Raw genomic sequence first — 21,162 nt, 5'->3', positions numbered from 1 at the left:
GCGGGGCGGCGACGCGGGGCTCGGGAGGCCGGACACCCGCTCAGCGGGCGAACGGCTCCAGCATCACCGCGGCGGCGCGCAGCCACGCCTGCCGGGTCTCCGGCTGGAGCTGGTGGTACTCGATCGAGGAGCCGGTCTCCAGCGCCGGGTCGTACGGCACCACGGCGACGGCCCGGGTCCGGGTGGCGAAGTGCCGCTCCAGGTCGTCCTGGAGCTGGGAGCGGCCCGGCGTCGGGCAGGAGATCAGGGTGACCGCGTTGTCGGCCAGCTCCCCCATCCCCTCCTCGTGCAGCAGGTCCAGCATCCAGTCCGCGCTGAACGCGGCGTCCTCGCGCGGCACGGTGGTCACCACCAGCTGGTCGGCGGCGTGCATGACGGTGCGCCAGTTGGCGCTCTCCACGTTGTTGCCGGTGTCCACGCAGACCACGTCGTGGGTGCGGCGCAGCAGCTCCAGCACCCGCTTGACGGTGAACTGGTCCAGCCGCTGGGCGAACCGGGGGCTCTCCTCACCGGCCAGCACGTCGTACGAGCCGTCGGAGGCGTGCCGCAGGTAGTCGTCGAGGGACTCCAGCAGCTCGGCGCCCTCGCGGATCTCGATGTGCGCCAGGTCGCTAATCAGGTGGCGGATCGTCCGGGCGTGCCGGGCGCTGCCGGCGCGCAGCCCGAGGGTGCCGCGCAGCTCGTTGTCGTCCCAGGCCAGCACGCCCCGCCCGCGGACGCTGCCGACGGTGGCCGCGGCGAGCACGGTGGCGGTGGTCTTGTGCACCCCGCCCTTGGGGTTGGCGAAGGCGAGCACCCGGGGCGTGCCCAGGTCGCGACGCAGCACGGCGGCGGCCCGCTCCTGCTCGTCCTGCGGGGCCTGCGGGCGCCACTCGATCCGGGCCGGCTCGATCCGGGCCGGCGGATAGCCCCGGTCGGCGGTCACCGCCGGTGGGTACGCCGGTTCGGTGCGGCGGGCCGGCTCCGCCGGGTACGCCGGTTCGGCGGGGCGCACCGGCTCCGGCGGGTAGACCGGCTCCGGCCGGTACGCCGGCTGCTGCGGGTACGCCGGCTCGGGCGGGGCGTAGCCGGGCCGGTAGCCGTCGTCGAGCAGCGGGGCGTACCGCGACTCGACCGGTGGCGGCGGCTCGTGCCGGTAGCCGTTGTCCAGCAACGCGTAGCGGGACTCCACCGGCGGCTCCGGCGGGTAGCCGGGCTCGGCCCGGTAGGACGGCTCCGGCTGGTACGCCGGCTCGCTGCGGTAGGGCGGCTCGGGCGGGTACGACGGCTCCATCCGGTACGCCGGGTCGACCCGGTAGGTCGCCTCGGCCCGGTAGCCGGGTTCGGTGCCGTAGCCCGGCTCGACGGGCGGGGGCACGGCGGCCGAGGCGCGCCCGGACCAGCCGGCGCCCGACCCGCGCCGCGGCAGCGGCTCACGCGTCGGGGGCGGCTCCTCGGCGCGGCGGTCGGCCTCCGGCTGCTCGCCGGCGCGGCCGCCGAGGCGGGCGCGGTCGAGCAAGGCCCGCCATCGCGGTGCCGGTTCGGCCGACCGGCCCCAGCCGGTCTCGGTGCCGTCCAAGGCTCGCCCTCCCGCGCCATCGATCTCCGCCTGACAGGCTACGAACGAAACCCTATTCGGACCACACCTGTCCCCGCACATCCCCCGGGGGCAAAACTCACCCGCCCGGGGCGGGTCGCGCGCCACCGCCGGTGTCCGGCGAGGTCGGAGGGGGTGTCGGCCCCTGCGGGGCGATCGATCCGGCGGGTGAGGGATCGATCACGTCCCGTGCCTGTTCCGACGAAACGCCCATCGTCGGCCCGGTCGGGTCCAGCGCGGTGTCGGCCGGCGGCCGCACCACGTCCCGCTGTTCGGGCAGCGGCGGGATGACCACCGCCCGGTCCAGCCGGCGCAGCTCCGGCGCCGGGTCCACCGCCCGCACCCCGGGCCGGGCGGCCAGCGTGCGCAGCACCGCCGCGTCGGCACGCACCACCGCGGCGTAGACGCACCCGCACCCCGCCCGGTACGCCCGCGCCTCCCCCACGGCCACCTCCGCGCCGGTGGCGTACACCCGGTGCAGCTCACCCTCGGCGGTGGCGGCGCGGGCGCGCTGGTCGGCGGCCTCGCGCTCCTTGCGCTCGGCCACCGTCGCCATCGCGGCGACCACGTCCTGCGGCAGCAGCTGCGCCGCCAGGCGGACCACCTCGGTCTGCCGGTCGGGCAGCGGCACCCGCGCCACCACCTCGGAGACGGGGGCGTCCGCGAGCACCCGGGGCAGCTCCTGCGGGGCGAGGTAGGAGGTGAACGAGACCAGCGCGTACGTCCCGGACGGCGACCCGGACGGCGGCAGCGCGGCCAGCTCCGCCGCGGCGGCCCGCACGTACCCGGGAATGTCGTCGCCGGGCCGGACCCCGACCCGGGTGACCTCGCCGACGGTCCGGTCGCCGACCGGCTCGTCCCGGCGGCCCGCCCACCCGGCGGTGAGCAGCACCGCCCCCACCGCGGCGATCGCGGCCCACCACAGCCACCGGGGGCGGGCACGGTCCGGCCGGCCCACCGGCGGTGTCGGCCGGTCGGCCGGTGGCGGTACGGCGGCGCTCACCGGCGCGGGCCCCCTGTCGCTCGGCTCGGTGCGGTCAGTCGCGCAGGACCGTCAGCGCCCGCGCCAGGTCGTCGGGGTACTCGCTGACGAAGGTCACCTCGTCGCCGCTGCGCGGGTGCAGGAAGCTCAGCGAGCGGGCGTGCAGCCACTGCCGGCTCAGCCCGAGCCGGGCCGACAGGGTGGGGTCGGCGCCGTAGGTGATGTCGCCCACGCAGGGGTGGCGCAGCGTCGAGAAGTGCACCCGGATCTGGTGGGTGCGGCCCGTCTCCAGCCGCACGTCCAGCAGGCTCGCCGCCGGGAACGCCTCGAGGGTGTCGTAGTGGGTGATGCTCGGCTTGCCGCCGGAGACCACCGCCCAGCGGTAGTCGTGGTGCGGGTGCCGGTCGATCGGGGCGTCGATGGTGCCGCGCGACGGGTCGGGGTGCCCCTGCACCACGGCGTGGTAGCGCTTCTCCACCTCGCGGTACTTGAAGGCCCGCTTCAACGCGGTGTACGCCTGCTCGCTCTTGGCCACCACCATGATCCCGGTGGTGCCGACGTCGAGGCGGTGCACCACGCCCTGCCGCTCGGCGGCGCCGCTGGTGGAGATGCGGTGCCCGATCGCGGCGAGGCCGCCGATCACGGTCGGCCCGGTCCAGCCGGGGCTGGGGTGGGCGGCCACGCCGACGGGCTTGTCCACCACCACGATGTCGTCGTCGGCGTAGACCACGTCCAGGCCCGGCACCGCCTGCGGCACCACCGTCGGCGGCGCGACCGGGGCGGGCAGCGTGACCTCCAGCCAGGAGCCGGCCTTCACCTTGTGCGAGTTGGGCCGCGCCACGCCGTCGACCAGCGCGTCACCGGCGTCGATGAGGGCCGCCGCGGCGGTGCGGGAGAGCCCGAAGAGCCGGGACACCGCCTGGTCCAGGCGCATGCCGTCGAGCCCGTCCGGGACGGGCAGGGAACGCTGGTCGCCGCCCCCGGCGGCGAAGGCGGAGGTCATGCCCGCCCCCGGGGCTCGGCGCCGGCGGTGTCCTGGTCGCCGGCCGGGGCGTCGTCGGTGGCGCGCTCCGCGCCGAGCCGGCTGCCGTCGCGCTGGCGGCCGGTCAGTTCGAGCAGCACGGCGAGGATCACGCCGGAGACCAGCGCGCTGTCCGCCAGGTTGAACACCGGCCAGACCTGGCCGTACGGGTCGAAGAGGCTGACCATGTCCACCACGTGCCCGACGAAGTGCCCCGGGGCGCGGAAGATCCGGTCGGTGAGGTTGCCCAGCGCGCCGCCCAGCACCAGGCCGAGCGAGACCGCCCACGGCAGGGACCGCAGCCGTACCGCCATCCAGACGATCCAGCCCACCACGCCGATGGTGATCAGCGGGAAGATCCAGGTGTGGTCGGCGCCGATGCTCCAGGCCGCCCCGCTGTTGCGGGTCAGGGTCAGGTAGACGGCGCCGCCGAGCAGGCGTACCGGCTCCCGGTCGTCGAGCGTGATCAGCGCGAGGTGCTTGGTGAGCAGGTCGGCCAGGAGCGCCACGAGGGCGATGGTGGCCAGGACCACGACCGCCTTGCGGCGGGGCGTACCGTCGCCCGGCTCAGTGGTGCCGGATCCGCCGGTCGGTGCTGTGGTCATCGACTCCCCATCGACTCCTCGGCGACGGTGCGGGTGCACCGTCTCGCGATCACCGGGGAGCGGACGTCAGCGCCGCTCCTCCAGCTGCTTGCAGGTCACGCAGAGGGTCGCCGACGGGAAGGCGGCGAGCCGCTCGACCGGGATCGGGTTCCCGCACCGCTCGCACCACCCGTAGCCACCCTCGTCGAGGCGCTCCAGGGCCCGCTCGACCTGCGTGATCCGTTCCCGGATGCTGTTGGCGAGAGAGATCTCCTGCTCGCGCTCGAACGTCTTGGTGCCGGTGTCGGCCTGGTCGTCCCCGGCCGAGTCGGTCAGCCGGTCGCGCTGCAGCTCGGTGATCTCGCTCAACGTCTGATCGTACTCGGCTCGCAGCTCGTCCCGACGGGCCGCCAGGGCCGCCCGGATCTTCTCGGTCTCCGCCGCGCTGCGGGTGGCCTTCACCGCAGGCTTGCGGCCGGCGGTCCTGGTGTCGGCTGGCTTCGCCATCGTCAGCTCCCTCAGCCGCATTGCGCGGCGGTCGGCGGTGTCCGGACAGGGGTCACCGGCCTGGCGTCCCCCACGTAACAAAACGGGCGCACGGCAACGAGGGCCGCGCACTCCGGAGGTTGGCAAGAATACGGAACGTACAGGCGTCCGACAACGTGGCGCACCGTCGTGCCGCTATTCAGCCCCTAGTAAGCCCTAATTGGGGCAAAGGGAACGCTAGCAGATCACCCATCCCGATCCTCGCCGTACTCGCCAAACCACCTGGCCAGTCGACCCCGCCGGCTGACCGCGCGCAGCCGCCGCTCGACCTGGTCCCGCACCCCGGCCGTCGCCACGATCAGCATGCTGTCGCCCGTCTTGAGCCGGGTGTCCGGGCCGGGCACGAAGCCTGACCCGTCGCGCAGCACCAGGGTCACCGAGGCGCCCACCGGCAACCGCAGCTCGTCCACGTGCACGCCGGCCAGCCGGGAGCCCGGCGGCACCTCCAACTGCAGCAGGTCCGCCCGCATCCGCTCCAGCGGCGCCGTCTCCACCCGGATCTCGGCCGGCTCGGCCGGCGCGGTCACCCGCAACCGGCGGGCCGCCGACGCCAGGGTGCCCGCCTGCAACAGGGTGAAGATCACCACCAGTACGAAGACCACGTCGAAGAGCCGGTCCGCCCCCGGCACCCGTTGGGAGAGCGGGATGGTGGCCAGCACGATCGGCACCGCCCCGCGCAGCCCGGCCCAGGACAGGAACGCCTGTTCCCGCAGGTTGACCCGGAACGGCAGCGCGGCGACCAGCACCGACAACGGTCGGGCGAGCAGCAGCAGGGCCAGGCCGGCGACCACGGCCGGCAGCACCGCCGCGTTCAGCCGACTCGGCGTGACCAGCAGCCCGAGCAGCACGAACAACCCGATCTGGGCCAGCCAGGCCAGGCCGTCGGCGAAGCCCAGGATCGCCTGCCGGTGCGGCAGCCGGGCGTTGCCGAGCAGCACCCCGGCCACGTACACGGCGAGGAAGCCGGAGGCGTGCAGCACCGCACCGGCCGCATACGCCAGCACGGTGAATCCGACGACGGCGATCGGGTAGAGCCCGGACGAGGGCAGCGCCGCGCGGCGCAGCGCGAACCGACCGGTCAGCCCGGCGGCGAGCCCGACCGCCGCGCCCACGCCCAGCTCGTAGCCGACCAGGAACACCTCGTACCACCACGGGTGGGCACCCTCGCCGTCGCGGGAGAGGAGCACCACCAGGATCACCACCGGGGCGTCGTTCATCCCGGACTCGGCCTCCAGGGTGGCCACCAGCCGGGGCGGCAGGCGCAGCCGGCGCAGCGTGGCGAAGACCGCCGCCGCGTCGGTGGAGGAGAGCACCGCGCCGTAGAGCAGGGCGAGCCGCCAGTCCACGCCGAGCAGCAGGTGCACCGCCAGGCCGACGACCAGGATGCTGACCAGCACGCCGACCGTGGAGAGGGCGGCGGCCAGCCCGAGCACCGGGCGCAGCATGCTCCACCGGGCGGTCAACCCGCCCTCCGCGATGATCACGATCAGCGCGCAGAAGCCGAGCACCCGGGTCAGCTCGGCGTCGTCGAAGTGGATGCCGAGCCCGGCCTCCCCGATCGCCACCCCGAGCGCCAGGTAGACCAGCAGACTCGGCACGCCCAGGCGGGTGGAGAAGCGGACCGCGCCGACCGCCACCAGCAGGACGGCGGCGCCGAGCAGCAGCGCGAGGTCCATCCCCGGCGTCACGGGTCACCGACCCGCAGCGCCCTCACCCGTCCGATCCGTCGCGCAGCCGGCGGAGTACGTCGGTCAGCCCGGCGCTCGGACGCTCGACGGTGAAGAGCTTGTCCCGGCTGGCCGCGCCGGTGCGCAGCGACACCGCGGCCGGCCGTACGCCGAGCGCCCCGGCCAGCGCCTTCCGGGCCGCCTCGGTGGCCCGCCCGTCGACCGCCGGCGCGTTCACCGCGATCACCAGGGCGGGGCCGTGCGGGCCATCGAAGCGGCCGCCGACCCGGGCCCGCGAGGCGCCGGGCTTGACGCGTACCGCGACGGTGAGCGGATCTCCGGTGGGCATCGACGCGACTCAGCTCGGTCGGGCGTCGGCGAGCAGCGTGGTGTCCGGCGCGCAGTCCGCGCACGGGGTGAAGCCGAGCGAGACCGCCTCGGAGACCGGCAGCGGCTCGTCGTCGCGGCCGAGCAGGTGGGGACAGGAGGAGAGGTGGTAGCGGGGGCGGCCGTCGATCACCCGCACCTCGGTATCCAGCCGGGCCACCCACGCGGCGTCGGCCGGGGACACCTGCTGGACCTCCGGTTCGTCGTCGACCGGCGCGGCCTGCTCCCCCGCCCAGGCGTCGGACTGCGCGCCGCGCCAGGACCGGCCGGGCGCGGGGCTCACCGACTGCCACGGGCCGGCGTCGTCCACGTCGCGGGATCGCCCGGCGGCCGCGGGGGCCTCCCACGAAGGGTCCGGCGCGCGGCGCGCGGCCCCGCTCTCCGGCTCCCACGGGCTCTCGGCGTGCGGCTCCCACGGCTCGGCGGCACCGGTCACCGGCGGCTCGGGCGGTTGCCGCCACCCGTCGCCACCGGTGCCGCTCGTCGGGGGAATGTGCTGGACGGGGATCTCCGGCTCCACCGGGGCGTAGGGCTCCGGTGGGGCGGTGAAGCGGGGCGCACCCGCGAAACCCCGTCCCGCGCGCGGCCCGGGTCGGTCCGTCGTCGCCCTGGCGGCGGCCACCTGGCGGGCGCCCGCGACCAACGCGACGGCGGCCAACAGGCTGGCCGCGATGGAACTGATCAACAGGGTGCTGGAGCCGTCGGCGAGACCGACCACCAGCAGGACGACCGCGACGAGGATGAGCAGCAGACTTGCGACTATCACGGCTCACCCCCGCCGCGTCGTGTCAGGTGTGCGCGGTCGGCGGACCGTCGGGCGACGGCCGCCGACCGTGGATCAGCGACCGGCTTCGAGAGCGCCGGAGCGACCGCCGCCGTACGAGCCGGCGAGGCCCGCGGCAGCCAGCCCGTTGCCGGTGGCGGCACGGCTGCCCTCGGCGCGGGTCATCTCGGCCTCGAGGCCTTGGCCCCGGCCGTCGAGGTCCCGCAGCTGGCTCTCCAGGTACGCCTTGAGCCGGGTGCGGTACTCGCGCTCGAACTGCTTGAGTTCCTCGATGTGCTTCTGCAGCGCGGTGCGCTTGGCGTCCAGGCCGCCCATGGCCTCCTGGTGCCGCTGACGGGCGTCACGCTCGAGGGCGTCGGCCTTGGCGCGCGCCTCGCGGGTGACCTCCTCGGCCTTCGACCGGGCCTCGGAGAGGAGCTGGTCGGCCTCGCGGCGGGCGTCGGAGACGTGGTCGTCGGCGGTGCGCTGGGCCATCATCAGCACCCGCAGCGCCTGCTGCTCGCCGTCGCCACCGCCGGCCGGGCCACCGGTGGACCGGACCTGCTCCAGCTCGGCCTGCATGGCCCGGGCGGCCTGCTCGGCCGCGGCCTTGTCGCGCTGCACCCGGTCGAGCTGGGCCTTGACGTCGTTGAGCTCCGCCGCGAGACGGGCGTCGCCGCCGGGGCCGGCGGGTGCGCCACCACGGCCGCCGCGCTCCACCTGGGCGCGCAGCTCGTTGTTCTCCTCGATCAGACGGGCAAGCTCACGCTCGACCTCGTCCAGGAAGGCGTCGACCTCCTCCTCGTCATACCCCCGCTTGCCGATCGGCGGCTTTTTGAAGGCGACGTTGTGGACGTCGGCCGGGGTCAGCGGCATCGAAACTCCTCGGGTCAGTTGCGGCCGCGTAGCGGGCTGGGCCACCGGATGTTCATCCGATGATCAACCGCTTCAACACGAACTCCATCAGCACGAACAGGATAACCAGGAGCACAAGGGAGGCCAGGTCGATGCTCACGGTACCAATTCGCAGTGGAGGGATCACACGCCTCAACGCCTTGAGAGGCGGATCAGTGACGCTCCACACGGATTCCAGTCCCGCCGATGCCCCGCGCCCCGGTTGCCACCGGCGACCGTACTGGAGGACGGCGCTGAGGACGAATCGGGCCAACAGCACAATAAGGAAGAGGTACAGCAACAGGTACAGCGCTTGGAGCACGATCGACAACACGGCAGGCGACGTCCCTCGGTCGGGCGGACTTAGCTCAGGCTGAAAAAGCCGCCCTCAGCGATCTTGGCCTTGTCCTCCGCGGTGACCTGGACGTTGGCCGGTGAGAGCAGGAACACCCGGTTGGTCACGCGCTCGATCGTACCGCGCAGCCCGAACGCCAGCCCGGCGGCGAAGTCCACCAGGCGGCGGGCGTCGGCCTCGTCCATCTCGGTGAGGTTGATGATCACCGGTACGCCGTCGCGGAAGTGCTCGCCGATGGTGCGCGCCTCCCGGTAGGTGGTCGGGTGCAGCGTGGTGATCTGGTAGCGCTGCTCCTCCTCGGCCACCACCGCACGCTCCCGCGCCTGGCTCTGCGGAGCCAGGGCCAGGTTGTCCCGGGTGTGGTAGGTCAGCGCGCCCGAGGTCTCCCCGGCGCCCGAGCGGGTGATCGACCGGACGCTGGACCGCTCGACCCGCTCCGGCCGGTCGTCGTCGGCCCGCTCGGCCTCCGCGGCACGGCTCGCGCCGCGCTCGCTGAGCCGGCCCCGCTCGCCGAGCCGCGGACGCGGCGCCGGCGGCTCCTCCGAGTCGTCCTCGTCGTCGTCGGCGAACTCCTCCGAGTACCGGCTCGACCGGTACCGCGACTCGCGGTAGGCCGGCTTGTCGTAGCCGTCGTCGTAGGCCCGCTCGTCATCTTCCTCGACGAGACCGAGCCAGACCCCCGCCTTGCGCAGTGCACCCATCCCGCGCCCTTCCGTCCGCCGTGCGGCACGCACCCCCGTGCCGTGTCGCTTGATCACGAATGGACAATCCATGCCCACCGGATCGGAGCGGCAATCCCCCGACAGGCGGTTCGCGGCCGCCCGCCGTGCCCCCGACAACGGGACGCCGTTCCTGAAACAACACTGATGTAATTTGCTTCTATCGCGGTCAGGCTACCGCAGCGTGGGACGCATTCCGAGCAACGCGCTGCCGACGCGGACATGTGTCGCGCCGTACCGGATCGCCTGTTCCAGGTCCCCGCTCATTCCGGCGGAGAGCGCGCCGGCCTCGGGGTGCCGTTCGCGGAAGCGCGCCGCCACCTCGGCGAGCCGGGCGAACGCCCGCTCCGGCTCCCAGCCCAGCGGCGCCACCGCCATCAGCCCGGCCAGCCGCAGGCCGCCGGCCCCGGCCAGCGCCTCGGCCACCGGGCCCAGCCCGCGGTCCGGGTCGGCCGAGTCCGGCAGCGCGCCACCGCGCGCCGGGTCGCCGTCGATGCTGACCTGCACCAGGGCGTCCAGCGGCCGGTCCCGGCCGGCGGACGCGGCGGCGTCCAGGGCCCGGGCCAGCCGGACGCTGTCCACCGAGTGCACGACGTCGGCGTAGCGGACCACCGAGCGGGCCTTGTTGCGTTGGAGCTGGCCGATGAAGTGCCAGCGGGGGCTCACCCCGGCCGCGGCCACCTCGGCCGCCTTGCCGGACGCCTCCTGGTCGCGGTTCTCCCCCACGTCGGTCACCCCGAGGCCGGCCAGCGCGACCACGTCGCCGGCCGGGTACGTCTTGGTGACCGCGATCATGGTGACCTCGGCGCGGTCGCGTCCGGCGGCGGCGCAGGCGTCCGCGATCCGGGCCCGCACCCGGGCGAGCCCGGCCGCGAGTTCGGCGCGCCGGTCGGGCCGCACCGTGGCTGGTTCGTCGGTCATCGGCGGAGCTCAGGAACCGTTCTTGAGGAAGTCGGGCACGTCCACGTCGTCGAAGAGCACCCGGCGCGGCGACTGCTGCGGGGCCGGCATGGTGGCCGGCGGCGTCACCGGCTGGCTCTGCGGCGCCGGCTGGTTCTGGTTGGTCTTGCGCGGCGCCTCGGCCGCCTTGTACGCCGGCGCGCCGCCGTCGAAGCCGGCCGCGATGACGGTGACCCGCACCTCGTCGCCGAGCGCGTCGTCGATGACCGCTCCGAAGATGATGTTGGCGTCCGGGTGGGCCGCGTCGGTGACCAGCTGGGCCGCGTCGTTGATCTCGAAGAGACCGAGGTCGGAGCCGCCGGCGATGGAGAGCAGCACGCCCCGTGCGCCGTCCATGCTCTGCTCCAGCAGCGGGCTGGAGATGGCCGCCTCGGCCGCCTCCACCGCGCGGTTCTCACCGCGGGCGCTGCCGATGCCCATCAACGCGCTGCCGGCGCCGCTCATCACGCTCTTGACGTCCGCGAAGTCCAGGTTGATCAGACCCGGCGTCGTGATCAGGTCGGTGATGCCCTGGACACCGGAGAGGAGCACCTGGTCGGCGGTGCGGAAGGCGTCCATCATGGAGATGTTGCGGTCGCCGAGCGCCAGCAGCCGGTCGTTGGGGATCACGATCAGGGTGTCGCACTGGTTGCGCAGTTCGTCTATGCCGGACTCGGCCTGCACCTGGCGGCGCTTGCCCTCGAAGGAGAACGGCCGGGTCACCACGCCGATGGTGAGCGCGCCGAGCTTGCGGGCGATGTTGGCCACCACCGGCGCGCCGCCGGTGCCGGTGCCGCCGCCCTCGCCGCAGGTGACGAAGACCATGTCGGCGCCCTTGAGCACCTCCTCGATCTCGTCGCGGTGGTCCTCGGCGGCGTTCTTGCCCACGTCCGGATTGGCGCCGGCGCCGAGGCCCCGGGTCAGCTCCCGGCCGACGTCGAGCTTGACGTCGGCGTCACTCATCAGCAGCGCCTGTGCGTCGGTGTTGATCGCGATGAACTCGACGCCCTTGAGCCCAACCTCGATCATCCGGTTGACGGCGTTGACGCCGCCGCCACCGATGCCGACGACCTTGATGACCGCCAGGTAGTTGTGCGGAGGTGTCATCTCCGGTCCTTCCCTTCGAGATTGGCATCGCCCCGACCGGGTATGGCGTGGCCAGACCGGCGGTCGACGACAGCTGTCACCACAGAGGATCAGGCTTAAACCCTCACCCTCTACTAGAGGCTTACAGTTATGTCAACCACTGATCCTCTTCGGGGCAACGTAAGCGCCCCCACGCCGAGAGCCAAGGACCCGCCCGGCGTGTCGCCGCCCCAAGCGGGACGGGTCACGTTCCGATGCGGAATCACTTGAAGGTCACCACGTCAGGCGCGCTGACGTCGATCGTGTCGGCTTTGCGACCCAGCAGCGCGGTGGCCACCCGCGCCTTGTCCGCTCCCCGGGTCGCGTCACCCCAGACGATCGTCCGGTCCGCCCGGAGGGTGAGGCTGATCCGGGCCAGACCCTCCACAGTGAGCGCGGTGAGTTCCGCGCGCAGCTGCGGGGTGAGCACCGCCAGCACCTCCAGCGCGGCCCGGGTGCCCGGGTCGTCCGGGCCGGGGGTCGCCAACCGGACCACCGGCAGGCCGTCCGGGGCACGCGGCACCGTCCGGAACACCACCCCGTCGGCGTCGAAGACCACGAACTGCCCGTCCCGGGGCACCGCGGCGACCCCGGTCCGCTCGACCACGGTCACCACCAGGGTGCCCGGCCAGTCCCGGGTGACCGTGGCCCGCCGCACCGGGGCCAGTGCGCCGATCCGCCGGCCGGTCGCGGCCAGGTCCACCCGGGCCAGCGGGACGCCGTCCGCCACCCCCGCCGCCTCCCGCACCTCGACCGGAGTGACCAGCTCGGCGCCGACCACGCGCACCTCGCGCACCCCGAACAGCCCGGTGCCGAGCACCGTCCAGGCGATCAGCGTGGCCACGGCGAGCACCGCGGCGGCCACCGCCCAGGGCAGGGCCGCGCGCATCCGCCGCTGCCGCGCCCGGGCCATGAACCGTCGGGTGGACGGCGGGACCGCGTCGCTGCCGGCCCGGACGAGCTGCCAGCGGCGCACCGGACCGCGCCGGGGGCCGCCGCCGTCCGTGCCGGCGGTACGGCCCCGCGCCGGGCCGGGGCTCATCCGGCGGCGGAGGCCGCGCCGTCCGGGTCGACGGCCGTGCCGAGGACCGCCTCGTCGGCGGGACCGGTGGAGGCCCGCGCGGTGAGGGCGTCGAGCAGCTGGTCACCCATCAGGGAGATCGGCGGGGCGCCCATGGTCACCACCACGTCGCCGGGGCGGGCCCGGCGGGCCACCTCGACCGGAGCGTCCTCCCACGAGTCGACGAACACCTTGTGCGCGGCGTCCAACGGCACCACCTCGAGCAGCGCCGCCGACCCCTCGCCGGGCTGGCGCAGCTCGCCCGGCCCGAAGACCTCCAGCAGCACCACCTCGTCGGCGATGCCCAGCGCCGCGGCGATCTCCGCCTGGAGGTCCCGGGTGCGGTAGAGCCGGTAGGGCTGGAAGACCACGATCAGCCGGCCGTCCCCGGCCACCTCGCGCAGCGTCTGCAACGCCAGCGTCATCGAGGTCGGGTGGTACGCGTACTCGTCGTAGACCAGCACGCCGTCCGCGAGGCCCTTGCGCTCGAAGCGCCGGCGTACGCCGGGGAACCCGCCCAGCGCCGCCTCGGCCGCCTCCACCGGCAGCCCCAGCAGGTACGCGGTGAGCACGGCGGAGGCGCTGTTGAGCCCCATGTGCCGGCCGGGGATCGGCAGCCGGATCTCGCCCAGCGAGCGGCCGTCGATCTCGGCCAGGTAGCGCACGCCCTGCGCGGTGGAGGCCATGTCGTCCAGCCGCAGGTCGGCGTCCGGGGAGAGGCCGTAGGTGTGCACCCGGCGGCCCTCGGCGCGCAGCGTCTCGGCCAGCCGGCGCCCGCCCGGGTCGTCGGCACAGGTGATGATGAAGCCGTCCGGGTCGGTGAGCCGGGCGAACTCGGCGAAGGTCGCCTCCAGGTTCGCCAGGTCCCCGTAGGTGTTGAGGTGGTCCGCCTCGACGTTGGTGATGATCGAGACGTACGGGCGGTAGATCAGGAACGAGCGGTCGCTCTCGTCCGCCTCGACCACGAAGTACTCGCCGGTGCCGTGGTGCGCGCCGGAGCCGACCTCGGAGATCTCCCCGCCGATGACGAAGGACGGGTCCGCGCCGGCCTGCTGGAGCACCATGGTCACCATCGAGGTGGTGGTGGTCTTGCCGTGGGTGCCGGCGACCGCCACCGTGCGGCGGCCGGTCATCGCCGCGGCGAGCGCCTCGGAGCGGTGCAGCACCCGCAGGCCGCGTCGGCGGGCCTCGGCCATCTCCAGGTGGTCCTGCGGGATGGCCGAGGAGTAGACCACGGTGTCCACGCCGTCGAGGTTGGCCACCTCGTGGGTCATGTGGATGGTGCCGCCGAGCGCGCGCAGGCCGGCCAGCGACGGCCACTCGCGCAGCTCGCTGCCGGAGACCGGCAGGCCACGGGTGAGGAAGAGCCGGGCCAGGCCGCTCATGCCGACCCCACCCACCCCGATCAGGTGGATCCGGCCCAGGTCCTCCGCGGTGAGCGTGCCGGCCGGGGTGAACTGCGCGGTGTTCATGCCAGGTACCTTCCCGTCGCGGTGGCCGGCTTCATCGGGCCACCGCCTCGTAGACGAAGTTCAGCAGCGCGACGTCGCCGTCACGCCGCCCGTACGCGGCCGCGGCGTTGCCCATCGCGGCGAGCCGGTGGGGGTCGCGGACCAGCGGGATGACCGTCCGCTCCAGCCAGTCCGGGGTCAGCTCGGCGTCGTCGACGAGCAGCCCGCCGCCGGCCTCCACCACGGGCAGCGCGTTGCGCTTCTGCTCCTGGTTGCTGTGCGGGTACGGCACGTAGATGGTGGGCAGGCCGATGGCGGCCACCTCGGCGCAGGTCATCGCCCCGCCCCGGCCCAGCATCAGGTCGGCGGCGGCGTAGCCCAGCTCCATCTCGGACAGGTAGGGCAGGGTCACGTACGGCACCGGCAGGTCGGTGGGGACCGGCACCGGCTCGTTGCGCGCGCCGATCACGTGCAGCACCTGCACGCCGTTGCGGGCCAGTTCCTTGGCGGCGCCGGAGACCGCCAGGTTGATCGAGCGGGCGCCCTGCGAGCCACCGGCGACGAAGAGCACCGGCAGGTCGGGGCGGAGTCCGAAGTGGGCCCGCGCGGCGTTGCGCATGGCGACCCGGTCCAGCCCGGCGATGCCCCGCCGCAGCGGCACGCCGACCACCCGGGCGTCGCGCAGCGACTCGGCCTGCGCGGGCTGGTGCGGGAAGCCGACCGCGATGTTCTTGGTGAACTTCATGCCGAGCCGGTTGGCCACGCCCGGCGGCACGTTCACCTCGTGGATCACGATCGGCAGCTCGCGACGCCAGGCGGCGAGGTAGCCGGGGACGGAGACGTACCCGCCGAAGCCGACCACCGCGTCGGCCTGCACCTCGTCGATCACCTTGCCCGCGGCGCGGGCGGCCTTCCACATCCGGTCCGGGGTACGCATCAGGCTCATGTTGACCGAGCGGGGCAGCTGGTACGCCGGGATCTGCCGCAGGTCGTAGCCGGCCGGCGGGATCAGCTCGTTCTCCAGCCCCTTCGGGGTGCCCAGGCAGGTGATCCGGACGCCCGGGTCGTGTCGGCGCAGGCAGTCGGCGAAGGCGAGCAGCGGGTAGATGTGCCCACCCGTGCCTCCTCCGCAGAGCACCACCGAACGCAGCGGACCCATCAGCGTCTCCTCTCGCTCGCCGTCCCGCCCCGGGTCCGGCCCTGCCGGCCGCCGCGCGGCGCGGCCTCGTCGTCCGACCGCCGCGCTCGCGACCGGGGTACGGACCCTCGGGCAGCCGGTGGCGTCGCCGGGCGGCGGCGCCGGCCGGGAAGCGGCGGCAACGGGGCCCAGAGTAGTCGGACCCACCGGGCCGGTGGACGGGCATGCAGGGCTCGGGCGGCGTCGGGCTCGGCGCGGGCGAACGAGGCGAGGATGCCGACCGCCGCCAGCGTCACGACCAGGGCGCTGCCGCCGTCGGAGATGAACGGCAGCGGCACACCGGTCAGCGGCAGCAGGCCGATCACTCCGCCGATGTTGATCACGGCCTGGCCGACCAGCCAGGCGGTGATCGCGGCGGCGGCGAGCCGGCGGAACGGGTCCTCGACCCGCCGCGCCACGCGCAGCCCGGTGTAGGCCAGCACGGCGAAGAGCACCAGGATGACGGTGCAGCCGACCACGCCGAGCTCCTCGGCGATCACCGCGAAGATGAAGTCGTTGTGCGCCGCCGGCAGCCAGCCGAACTTCAGGCTGCTCTTGCCCAGCCCGACGCCGAACCAGCCGCCGTGCTCGATGGCGTTGCGGGCCTGGACGAGCTGCCAGCAGTCGGTCTCCAGGCAGGTGGCCGGGTCGGGCGGGCTGATGAACGAGGTCAACCGGGCCAGCCGGTAGTTCTCCTCGCCGACGGCACCGGAGCCGGCGCCGAGCGACGCCACGGCCACCAGCACGCCGATGCCGAGCAGGCCCACCGCGGAGAGCGCTGCGAAGACCCGCATCCGCACCCCGGCGGCCCAGAGCAGCCCGACCACGATCGCCAGCAGGCAGAGCATGGTGCCCAGGTCGTTGTAGCCGACCAGCACGAAGAGCAGGCCGACCACCGGGAAGAGCGGGGTGGCCAGTTCCTTCCACCAGCCCAGCGCCGCGCCCTTGCGGGCGATCACGTGCGCCCCCCAGAGCACCAGCGCGAGCTTGGCCAACTCGGAGGGCTGCAGCTGGATCGGGCCGAGGTAGAGCCAGAGCAGGTTGGCCCGCAGCGGGCCCAGCGACTTGATCCGGAACAGCGAGTCCAGGGCCAGCAGCAGGTTGAGCACCAGCAGCAGCACCACGGCGGCGGCCAGCACGGGCCGGCCGAGCGAGCGGAAGGTGCTGGCGGGCAGGCGCTGGCAGGCCCAGAACGCCACGATGCCGATCACCGCGAAGACGGCCTGCTTGGTCACCGACGCCGAGGCGTCGCCGGCCTCGGCGTAGTCCTTGACGCTGGTCGCGGAGAAGACCATGGTCAGGCCGATCAGCAGCAGCAGGCCGGCGCTGGAGAGCAGCAGGTAGTAGGAGGCCAGCGGGCGGGCCAGCAGGCCGCGCAGCGCCGCCAGGCCGCCGGCGGCATCCAGGCCGGAGACCACCGCCGGCGGATCGGCGGTACGCCCCGCGCCCGCGACCCGCCGCGCCTGGGTCTGATCCGTCGTCGTCGTGCCGGTACCGCCTCGGTCCTCCCCCACGAGCCCATCATCGCCGTTTCGCCGGGCCGGTTCCCGCCGTTCGGCCCGGTCGGCGTGTCGGAATGCGCGACGGGGGCCCCTCGGCTATGAGGGACCCCCGTCGCGGGGCGTCGCGGCCCGGGCGTTCCCGGGTCCGGGCGGTGCCGGCCTGCGCGGCCCGGCGTCCGCGGCTCAGCCCATGCTGGCCAGGAAGTCGCTGTAGAACAGGCCGAGGGCGATGGCGACGCCGATCCCGGCGATGATCCAGAACCGCACCACGATGTTGACCTCGCTCCAGCCGGCGAGCTCGAAGTGGTGCTGCAGCGGCGACATCCGGAACACCCGCTTGCCGGTGGTCCGGAAGGAGATGATCTGGATCACCACCGACATGGTGATGATCACGAACAGCCCGCCGATGATCGGCAGCAGCAGGATCGTCCGGGTGGACATCGCCATGCCGGCGATCAGGCCGCCCAGCCCGAGCGCGCCGGTGTCGCCCATGAAGATCCGGGCGGGCGAGGTGTTCCACCACAGGAACCCGACGCAGGCTCCCGCCGCCGCCCCGGCGATCAGCGCGATCTCCAGCGGGTCCCGGACCGCGTAGCAGTAGTTGTCCGGGTTGGCGGTGTAGGTCGGGTCGGCGCACCAGTGCCGGTACTGCCAGAACGCGATCAACGCGTACGCGGCCAGGACCATCACCGAGGCGCCGGTGGCGAGGCCGTCGAGGCCGTCGGTGAGGTTCACGCCGTTGGTCGCGGCCATCACCACGAAGATGATGACGATCACCGAGGCGATCTTGCCGATCTCCAGCGCCGGGATGTCCCGGATGAAGCTGAGCGTGGTGGCGCCGACGGTCTCGGTGTTGGTGGCCGCGCCGCTGGCGTCGGTCATCGTGCTCGGGAAGTAGAGCGCCACCACCCCGAAGATCGCACCGACCAGGATCTGCCCGAAGAGCTTGCCGCGCTTGTTCAGGCCGCCGCTGTGCCGCTTGCGGACCTTGAGGAAGTCGTCGATGAAGCCGACCGCGCCGGAGAAGACCATCAGCCCCAGCAGCACCAGCGCGGTGATCGTCGGCTCGACCTGGGCGATCTGCGCGTCCGGCAGGGTGGTCAGGGCGAGGTGACCGGCGACGTACGCGATCACCGTGGCCAGGATGAAGACCACGCCGCCCATCGTCGGCGTGCCCTTCTTGCCCTGGTGCATCGCCGGGCCCTCGGCCCGGATCGGCTGGCCGGCCTTGAGCCGGGTGAAGACCTTGATCGCGATCGGGGTGCCGAGCAGCGAGATCAAAAACGCCACGCCGACGGCGATGATCACCGCCCTCATGCGGCGTCCCCGTTCCCGGTGGCGCCGGCGCGCAGGGCGTCGGCCACCTCCCAGGTGCGGTACCGGGAGCCCTTCACCAGGACCACATCGCCCGGTCGTAGCTCGCTGCGCAGCACCTCGACGGCCGCCGCCTGATCGGTGAGCAGCACCGACTCTCCTCCCCAGTCACTTACCGCTGTCGCGCCCTCGTGGATCGGCGCCGCCGGCTCGCCCACCACGAGCAGCCGGTCCACACCCAGCTCCGCCGCGAGCCGGCCGACCTCCCGGTGCCCGTCGCGTTCGAAGTCGCCCAGCTCGGCCATGTAGCCGAGCGCGGCAAAGATACGCCCCTCGCGGCGCAGGCCGGCAAGCGCGCGCAGCGCCACCGCCATCGACGCCGGGTTGGCGTTGTACGAGTCGTCGATCACGGTCACCCCGTCGGGCCGGTCGAAGACGTCCATCCGGCGGGTGGAGACCAGCCCCAGCTCGCCCAGGGCGACGGCCACCTCGGCCGGCGACATCCCGAGTTCGCGGGCCACCGCCGCGGCGGCCAGCGAGTTGGAGACCTGGTGCCGGCCGGTCAGCCCGAGCCGCACCGGCGCGCTCCCCTCCGGGGTGATGAGGGTGTACGACGGCCGGCCCCGGTCGTCCAGCGACACGTCGACCGCCCGGACGTCGGCGTGCGCGGCCTCGCCGTACCGGACCACCCGAGCGCCGGTGCGCGCCGCCATCGCGTCGACCAGGGGGTCGTCGGCGTTGAGCACGGCCAGCCCGTCGGCCGGCAGCGCCTCGACCAGCTCGCCCTTGGCCAGGGCGATGTTCTCCACCGAGCCGAACTCGCCGATGTGCGCGACCCCGACGTTGAGCACCACGGAGATCCGCGGCGGCACCACGTCGCACAGGTAGCGCACGTGCCCGATCCCGCGGGCGCCCTTCTCCATCACCAGGAAGCGGGTCTCCGGCGTGGCCTGCAACGCCGTGTACGGGTGCCCCAGCTCGTTGTTGAACGAGCCGGGCGGGGCCACCGTCGGGCCGAGCCGGACGGTGAGCTGGGCGATCAGGTCCTTGGTGGTGGTCTTGCCCGACGAGCCGGTCAGCCCGATCACCGTCAGCTGCGGCAGCCGGTCCACCACCGCGCGGGCCAGCCGGCCCAGCGCGGTCAGCGCGTCGCCCACCAGCACCATCGGCACCCCGGGCACCTCGCGGGTGCCGAGCACCGCCACCGCGCCCGCGTCCACCGCGCGGGCCGCGTAGTCGTGCCCGTCGACCTTCTCCCCGGGGAACGCGACGAAGAGCGCCCCGGCGGTGACCTTGCGCGAGTCGAACTCGATCGGGCCGGTGACCCGGGCGTCCGGGTCGGCGCCGACGAGACGGCCGTCGACGGCCGAGGCGACCTCGGCCAGGCTCAGCGGGATCACCGTCGGCCCGCCAGGTCCCCGAAGCGGGCGCCGAGCGCCTCCGCCAGCTCCACCCGGTCGTCGAAGGGGTGCACCTCGCCGCCGACCTCCTGGCCACGCTCGTGGCCCTTGCCGAGCAGCGCCACCACGTCGCCGGGCTCGGCGAGCCGGACCGCCTCGGCGATGGCGGCCCGTCGGCCCGGGGCCTCGATGATCCGGGCGGCGGTGCCGGCCTCGTACGCCCCGGCGAGCACCTCGGCCCGGATCGCGGCCGGGTCCTCGGTGCGCGGGTTGTCGTCGGTCACCAGCACCACGTCGGCGCCCCGGGCCGCGGCGGCGCCCATCACCGGCCGCTTGCCCCGGTCCCGGTCCCCGCCCGCGCCGATCACGCAGATCAGTCGCCCCGCGCTCAGCTCGCGCAGCGCGGCCAGGGCGGCCACGATGGCGTCGGACTTGTGCGCGTAGTCGACCACGCCGCGCACCGGACCGGCCGCGCTGACCAGCTCCAGCCGTCCCGGGACGCCGCCGCACGCGGCCACCCCTTCGGCGGCGGTCGCCGGGTCGACCCCGGCGGCCACCAGGCTGGCGACGGCCAGCAGCGCGTTGGCCACGTTGTGCCGGCCGGGCAGCGCCACCCCGGCGGGCAGCACCAGGCCGTCCGGGCCGTGGATCGTGAAGCGCTGGGCGTACCCCTCGCCGCCGACCTCGTCGGCCCACCAGGTGGCCGCGTGGTCGCCGGCCGCCGAGTAGCTGACCGTGGCGGGCTTGAACAGCGGCCGCAGCGCCGGGTCGTCGAGGTTGAGCACCTCCACGGCGCAGCGACCGTCGAAGAGCCGCGCCTTGGCCGCGAAGTAGTCGGCCGAGTCGGCGTGGAAGTCGAGGTGGTCGGAGCCGAAGTTGGTGTAACCGCCGACGGTGAACCGGACCCCGCCGACCCGCCCCATCGCAAGGGCGTGGCTGGAGACCTCCATCACCACCGCGGTCACCCCGCGCTCGCGCGCGGCGGCGAGCATCGCGTGCAGGTCGGTCGCCTCCGGAGTGGTCCGCACGCTGTCGATCACCAGGTCGCCCAGCCGGGTCTCCACGGTGCCGATCAGGCCGGTGGTGTGACCGGCGGCGCGCAGGCCCGACTCCACCAGGTAGGCGGTGGAGGTCTTGCCGGCGGTGCCGGTCACCCCGATCACGGTCAGCCCCGCGGTCGGGTCGCCGTAGACGGCGGAGGCGAGGTCGCCGAGCACCGCCCGGGGGTCGGGGACCACCAGGGCGGGCAGACCGGCCGCGGTCACCGCGGCCTCGCCGGCCGGGTCGGTCAGCGCGGCCACCGCGCCGGCGGCCGCCGCGGACGCGGCGAACTCCGCGCCGTGCCGGCGGGCGCCGGGCAGCGCGGCGTACAGGTCGCCGGGGCGAACCTCCTGGCTGGCGTGGGTCGCCCCGGTCACGGTCACGTCGGCCGCGCCCTCGGGCGGCGCGACGGCGAGCCGGGCGGCGAGGTCGCCGAGCCGGACTGCGGGCACGGTACGGGGACGTGGATTGCCGGGCACGGCGTCAGACCCTACCCGGTCGTCCGGTCCGGACCGAACAGCGCGCCTGAATGTCCGCCCCGGGAGTCGCGCCCACCGGGCCCGGCGCGGCAACTGCCTGCTGGCGTGGCCGGGACACGGTGACATGGACGCCGGACCCTCCGCAGCCGGGCGGCAGGTGACGAGCCGGGGAAGCGGGTG

At 74.3% G+C, this 21,162-nt stretch carries 20 protein-coding genes; all 20 read right to left on the bottom strand.

Annotated elements, in window-relative coordinates; all coding sequences use genetic code 11:
* Window positions 1-40 precede the first annotated feature (40 nt).
* The 20 genes from V6U88_RS05565 to V6U88_RS05470 all read right to left on the bottom strand — a co-directional run bounded on the left by V6U88_RS05565 (window position 41) and on the right by V6U88_RS05470 (window position 20,982).
* Entirely contained in the window at window positions 41-1,558 is a 1,518-nt protein-coding gene (locus tag V6U88_RS05565; RefSeq protein ID WP_334450430.1) for a MinD/ParA family ATP-binding protein, read from the bottom strand.
* A 97-nt stretch (window positions 1,559-1,655) separates the two neighbouring features.
* Window positions 1,656-2,579: a hypothetical protein gene (locus V6U88_RS05560; RefSeq protein WP_442934570.1), complete on the bottom strand. Its 924-nt coding sequence runs from the start codon at window positions 2,577-2,579 to the stop codon at window positions 1,656-1,658.
* A gap of 34 nt (window positions 2,580-2,613) precedes the next feature.
* Window positions 2,614-3,561, bottom strand: coding sequence for an RluA family pseudouridine synthase (locus tag V6U88_RS05555; RefSeq protein ID WP_334450429.1), 948 nt, complete (start codon window positions 3,559-3,561; stop codon window positions 2,614-2,616).
* Window positions 3,558-4,184 (bottom strand): signal peptidase II, encoded by a 627-nt coding sequence (gene lspA / locus V6U88_RS05550; RefSeq protein WP_334450428.1) that lies wholly within the window; start codon window positions 4,182-4,184, stop codon window positions 3,558-3,560. The genes V6U88_RS05555 and lspA overlap by 4 nt, the downstream gene beginning before the upstream one ends.
* A gap of 66 nt (window positions 4,185-4,250) precedes the next feature.
* A complete protein-coding gene (locus tag V6U88_RS05545; protein ID WP_154943859.1) occupies window positions 4,251-4,670 on the bottom strand; it encodes a TraR/DksA family transcriptional regulator in 420 nt (139 codons plus the stop codon).
* Between the two features lie 224 nt (window positions 4,671-4,894).
* Complete coding sequence (locus V6U88_RS05540; protein ID WP_334450424.1) at window positions 4,895-6,397, bottom strand: potassium/proton antiporter; 1,503 nt, start codon at window positions 6,395-6,397, stop codon at window positions 4,895-4,897.
* Between the two features lie 22 nt (window positions 6,398-6,419).
* Window positions 6,420-6,725 carry a DUF167 domain-containing protein gene (locus V6U88_RS05535; protein WP_334450422.1) on the bottom strand — a complete coding sequence of 102 codons (306 nt, stop codon included), beginning with the start codon at window positions 6,723-6,725 and terminating at the stop codon, window positions 6,420-6,422.
* 9 nt (window positions 6,726-6,734) lie between these two features.
* Window positions 6,735-7,385: a hypothetical protein gene (locus V6U88_RS30230; protein WP_442934572.1), complete on the bottom strand. Its 651-nt coding sequence runs from the start codon at window positions 7,383-7,385 to the stop codon at window positions 6,735-6,737.
* Window positions 7,386-7,601: 216 nt separating this feature from the next.
* Complete coding sequence (locus V6U88_RS05525; protein ID WP_334450420.1) at window positions 7,602-8,402, bottom strand: DivIVA domain-containing protein; 801 nt, start codon at window positions 8,400-8,402, stop codon at window positions 7,602-7,604.
* Between the two features lie 52 nt (window positions 8,403-8,454).
* A complete protein-coding gene (locus V6U88_RS05520; protein ID WP_088961129.1) occupies window positions 8,455-8,754 on the bottom strand; it encodes a YggT family protein in 300 nt (99 codons plus the stop codon).
* A gap of 29 nt (window positions 8,755-8,783) precedes the next feature.
* Window positions 8,784-9,476, bottom strand: coding sequence for a cell division protein SepF (locus V6U88_RS05515; protein ID WP_334450417.1), 693 nt, complete (start codon window positions 9,474-9,476; stop codon window positions 8,784-8,786).
* A 192-nt stretch (window positions 9,477-9,668) separates the two neighbouring features.
* Entirely contained in the window at window positions 9,669-10,415 is a 747-nt protein-coding gene (locus tag V6U88_RS05510; RefSeq protein ID WP_334450415.1) for a YggS family pyridoxal phosphate-dependent enzyme, read from the bottom strand.
* Between the two features lie 9 nt (window positions 10,416-10,424).
* Entirely contained in the window at window positions 10,425-11,540 is a 1,116-nt protein-coding gene (ftsZ, locus tag V6U88_RS05505) for a cell division protein FtsZ (protein WP_334450414.1), read from the bottom strand.
* 241 nt (window positions 11,541-11,781) lie between these two features.
* Window positions 11,782-12,600 (bottom strand): cell division protein FtsQ/DivIB, encoded by an 819-nt coding sequence (locus tag V6U88_RS05500; RefSeq protein ID WP_334450413.1) that lies wholly within the window; start codon window positions 12,598-12,600, stop codon window positions 11,782-11,784.
* The gene (gene murC / locus V6U88_RS05495) at window positions 12,597-14,090 is read right to left on the bottom strand and encodes a UDP-N-acetylmuramate--L-alanine ligase (protein ID WP_334450412.1); all 1,494 of its coding nucleotides are present in this window, start codon (window positions 14,088-14,090) and stop codon (window positions 12,597-12,599) included. Before murC ends, V6U88_RS05500 begins: the two co-directional genes overlap by 4 nt.
* Before the next feature lie 31 nt (window positions 14,091-14,121).
* Entirely contained in the window at window positions 14,122-15,228 is a 1,107-nt protein-coding gene (murG, locus tag V6U88_RS05490) for an undecaprenyldiphospho-muramoylpentapeptide beta-N-acetylglucosaminyltransferase (RefSeq protein WP_334450410.1), read from the bottom strand.
* The gene (locus tag V6U88_RS05485) at window positions 15,228-16,634 is read right to left on the bottom strand and encodes an FtsW/RodA/SpoVE family cell cycle protein (protein ID WP_334450618.1); all 1,407 of its coding nucleotides are present in this window, start codon (window positions 16,632-16,634) and stop codon (window positions 15,228-15,230) included. The genes murG and V6U88_RS05485 overlap by 1 nt, the downstream gene beginning before the upstream one ends.
* Before the next feature lie 297 nt (window positions 16,635-16,931).
* Window positions 16,932-18,065, bottom strand: coding sequence for a phospho-N-acetylmuramoyl-pentapeptide-transferase (mraY, locus tag V6U88_RS05480; RefSeq protein ID WP_334450408.1), 1,134 nt, complete (start codon window positions 18,063-18,065; stop codon window positions 16,932-16,934).
* Window positions 18,062-19,462, bottom strand: a complete 1,401-nt coding sequence (locus V6U88_RS05475; RefSeq protein ID WP_334450406.1) for a UDP-N-acetylmuramoyl-tripeptide--D-alanyl-D-alanine ligase — start codon at window positions 19,460-19,462, stop codon at window positions 18,062-18,064. Before V6U88_RS05475 ends, mraY begins: the two co-directional genes overlap by 4 nt.
* On the bottom strand, window positions 19,459-20,982 hold the full coding sequence (locus V6U88_RS05470) for a UDP-N-acetylmuramoyl-L-alanyl-D-glutamate--2,6-diaminopimelate ligase (RefSeq protein WP_334450404.1): 1,524 nt from the start codon (window positions 20,980-20,982) through the stop codon (window positions 19,459-19,461). The genes V6U88_RS05475 and V6U88_RS05470 overlap by 4 nt, the downstream gene beginning before the upstream one ends.
* Window positions 20,983-21,162: the final 180 nt, after the last annotated feature.

The organism is Micromonospora sp. CPCC 205739, from assembly GCF_036906795.1.
Taxonomy (GTDB): Bacteria; Actinomycetota; Actinomycetes; order Mycobacteriales; family Micromonosporaceae; genus Micromonospora.
This window is presented reverse-complemented; position numbering and strand designations above follow the sequence as displayed.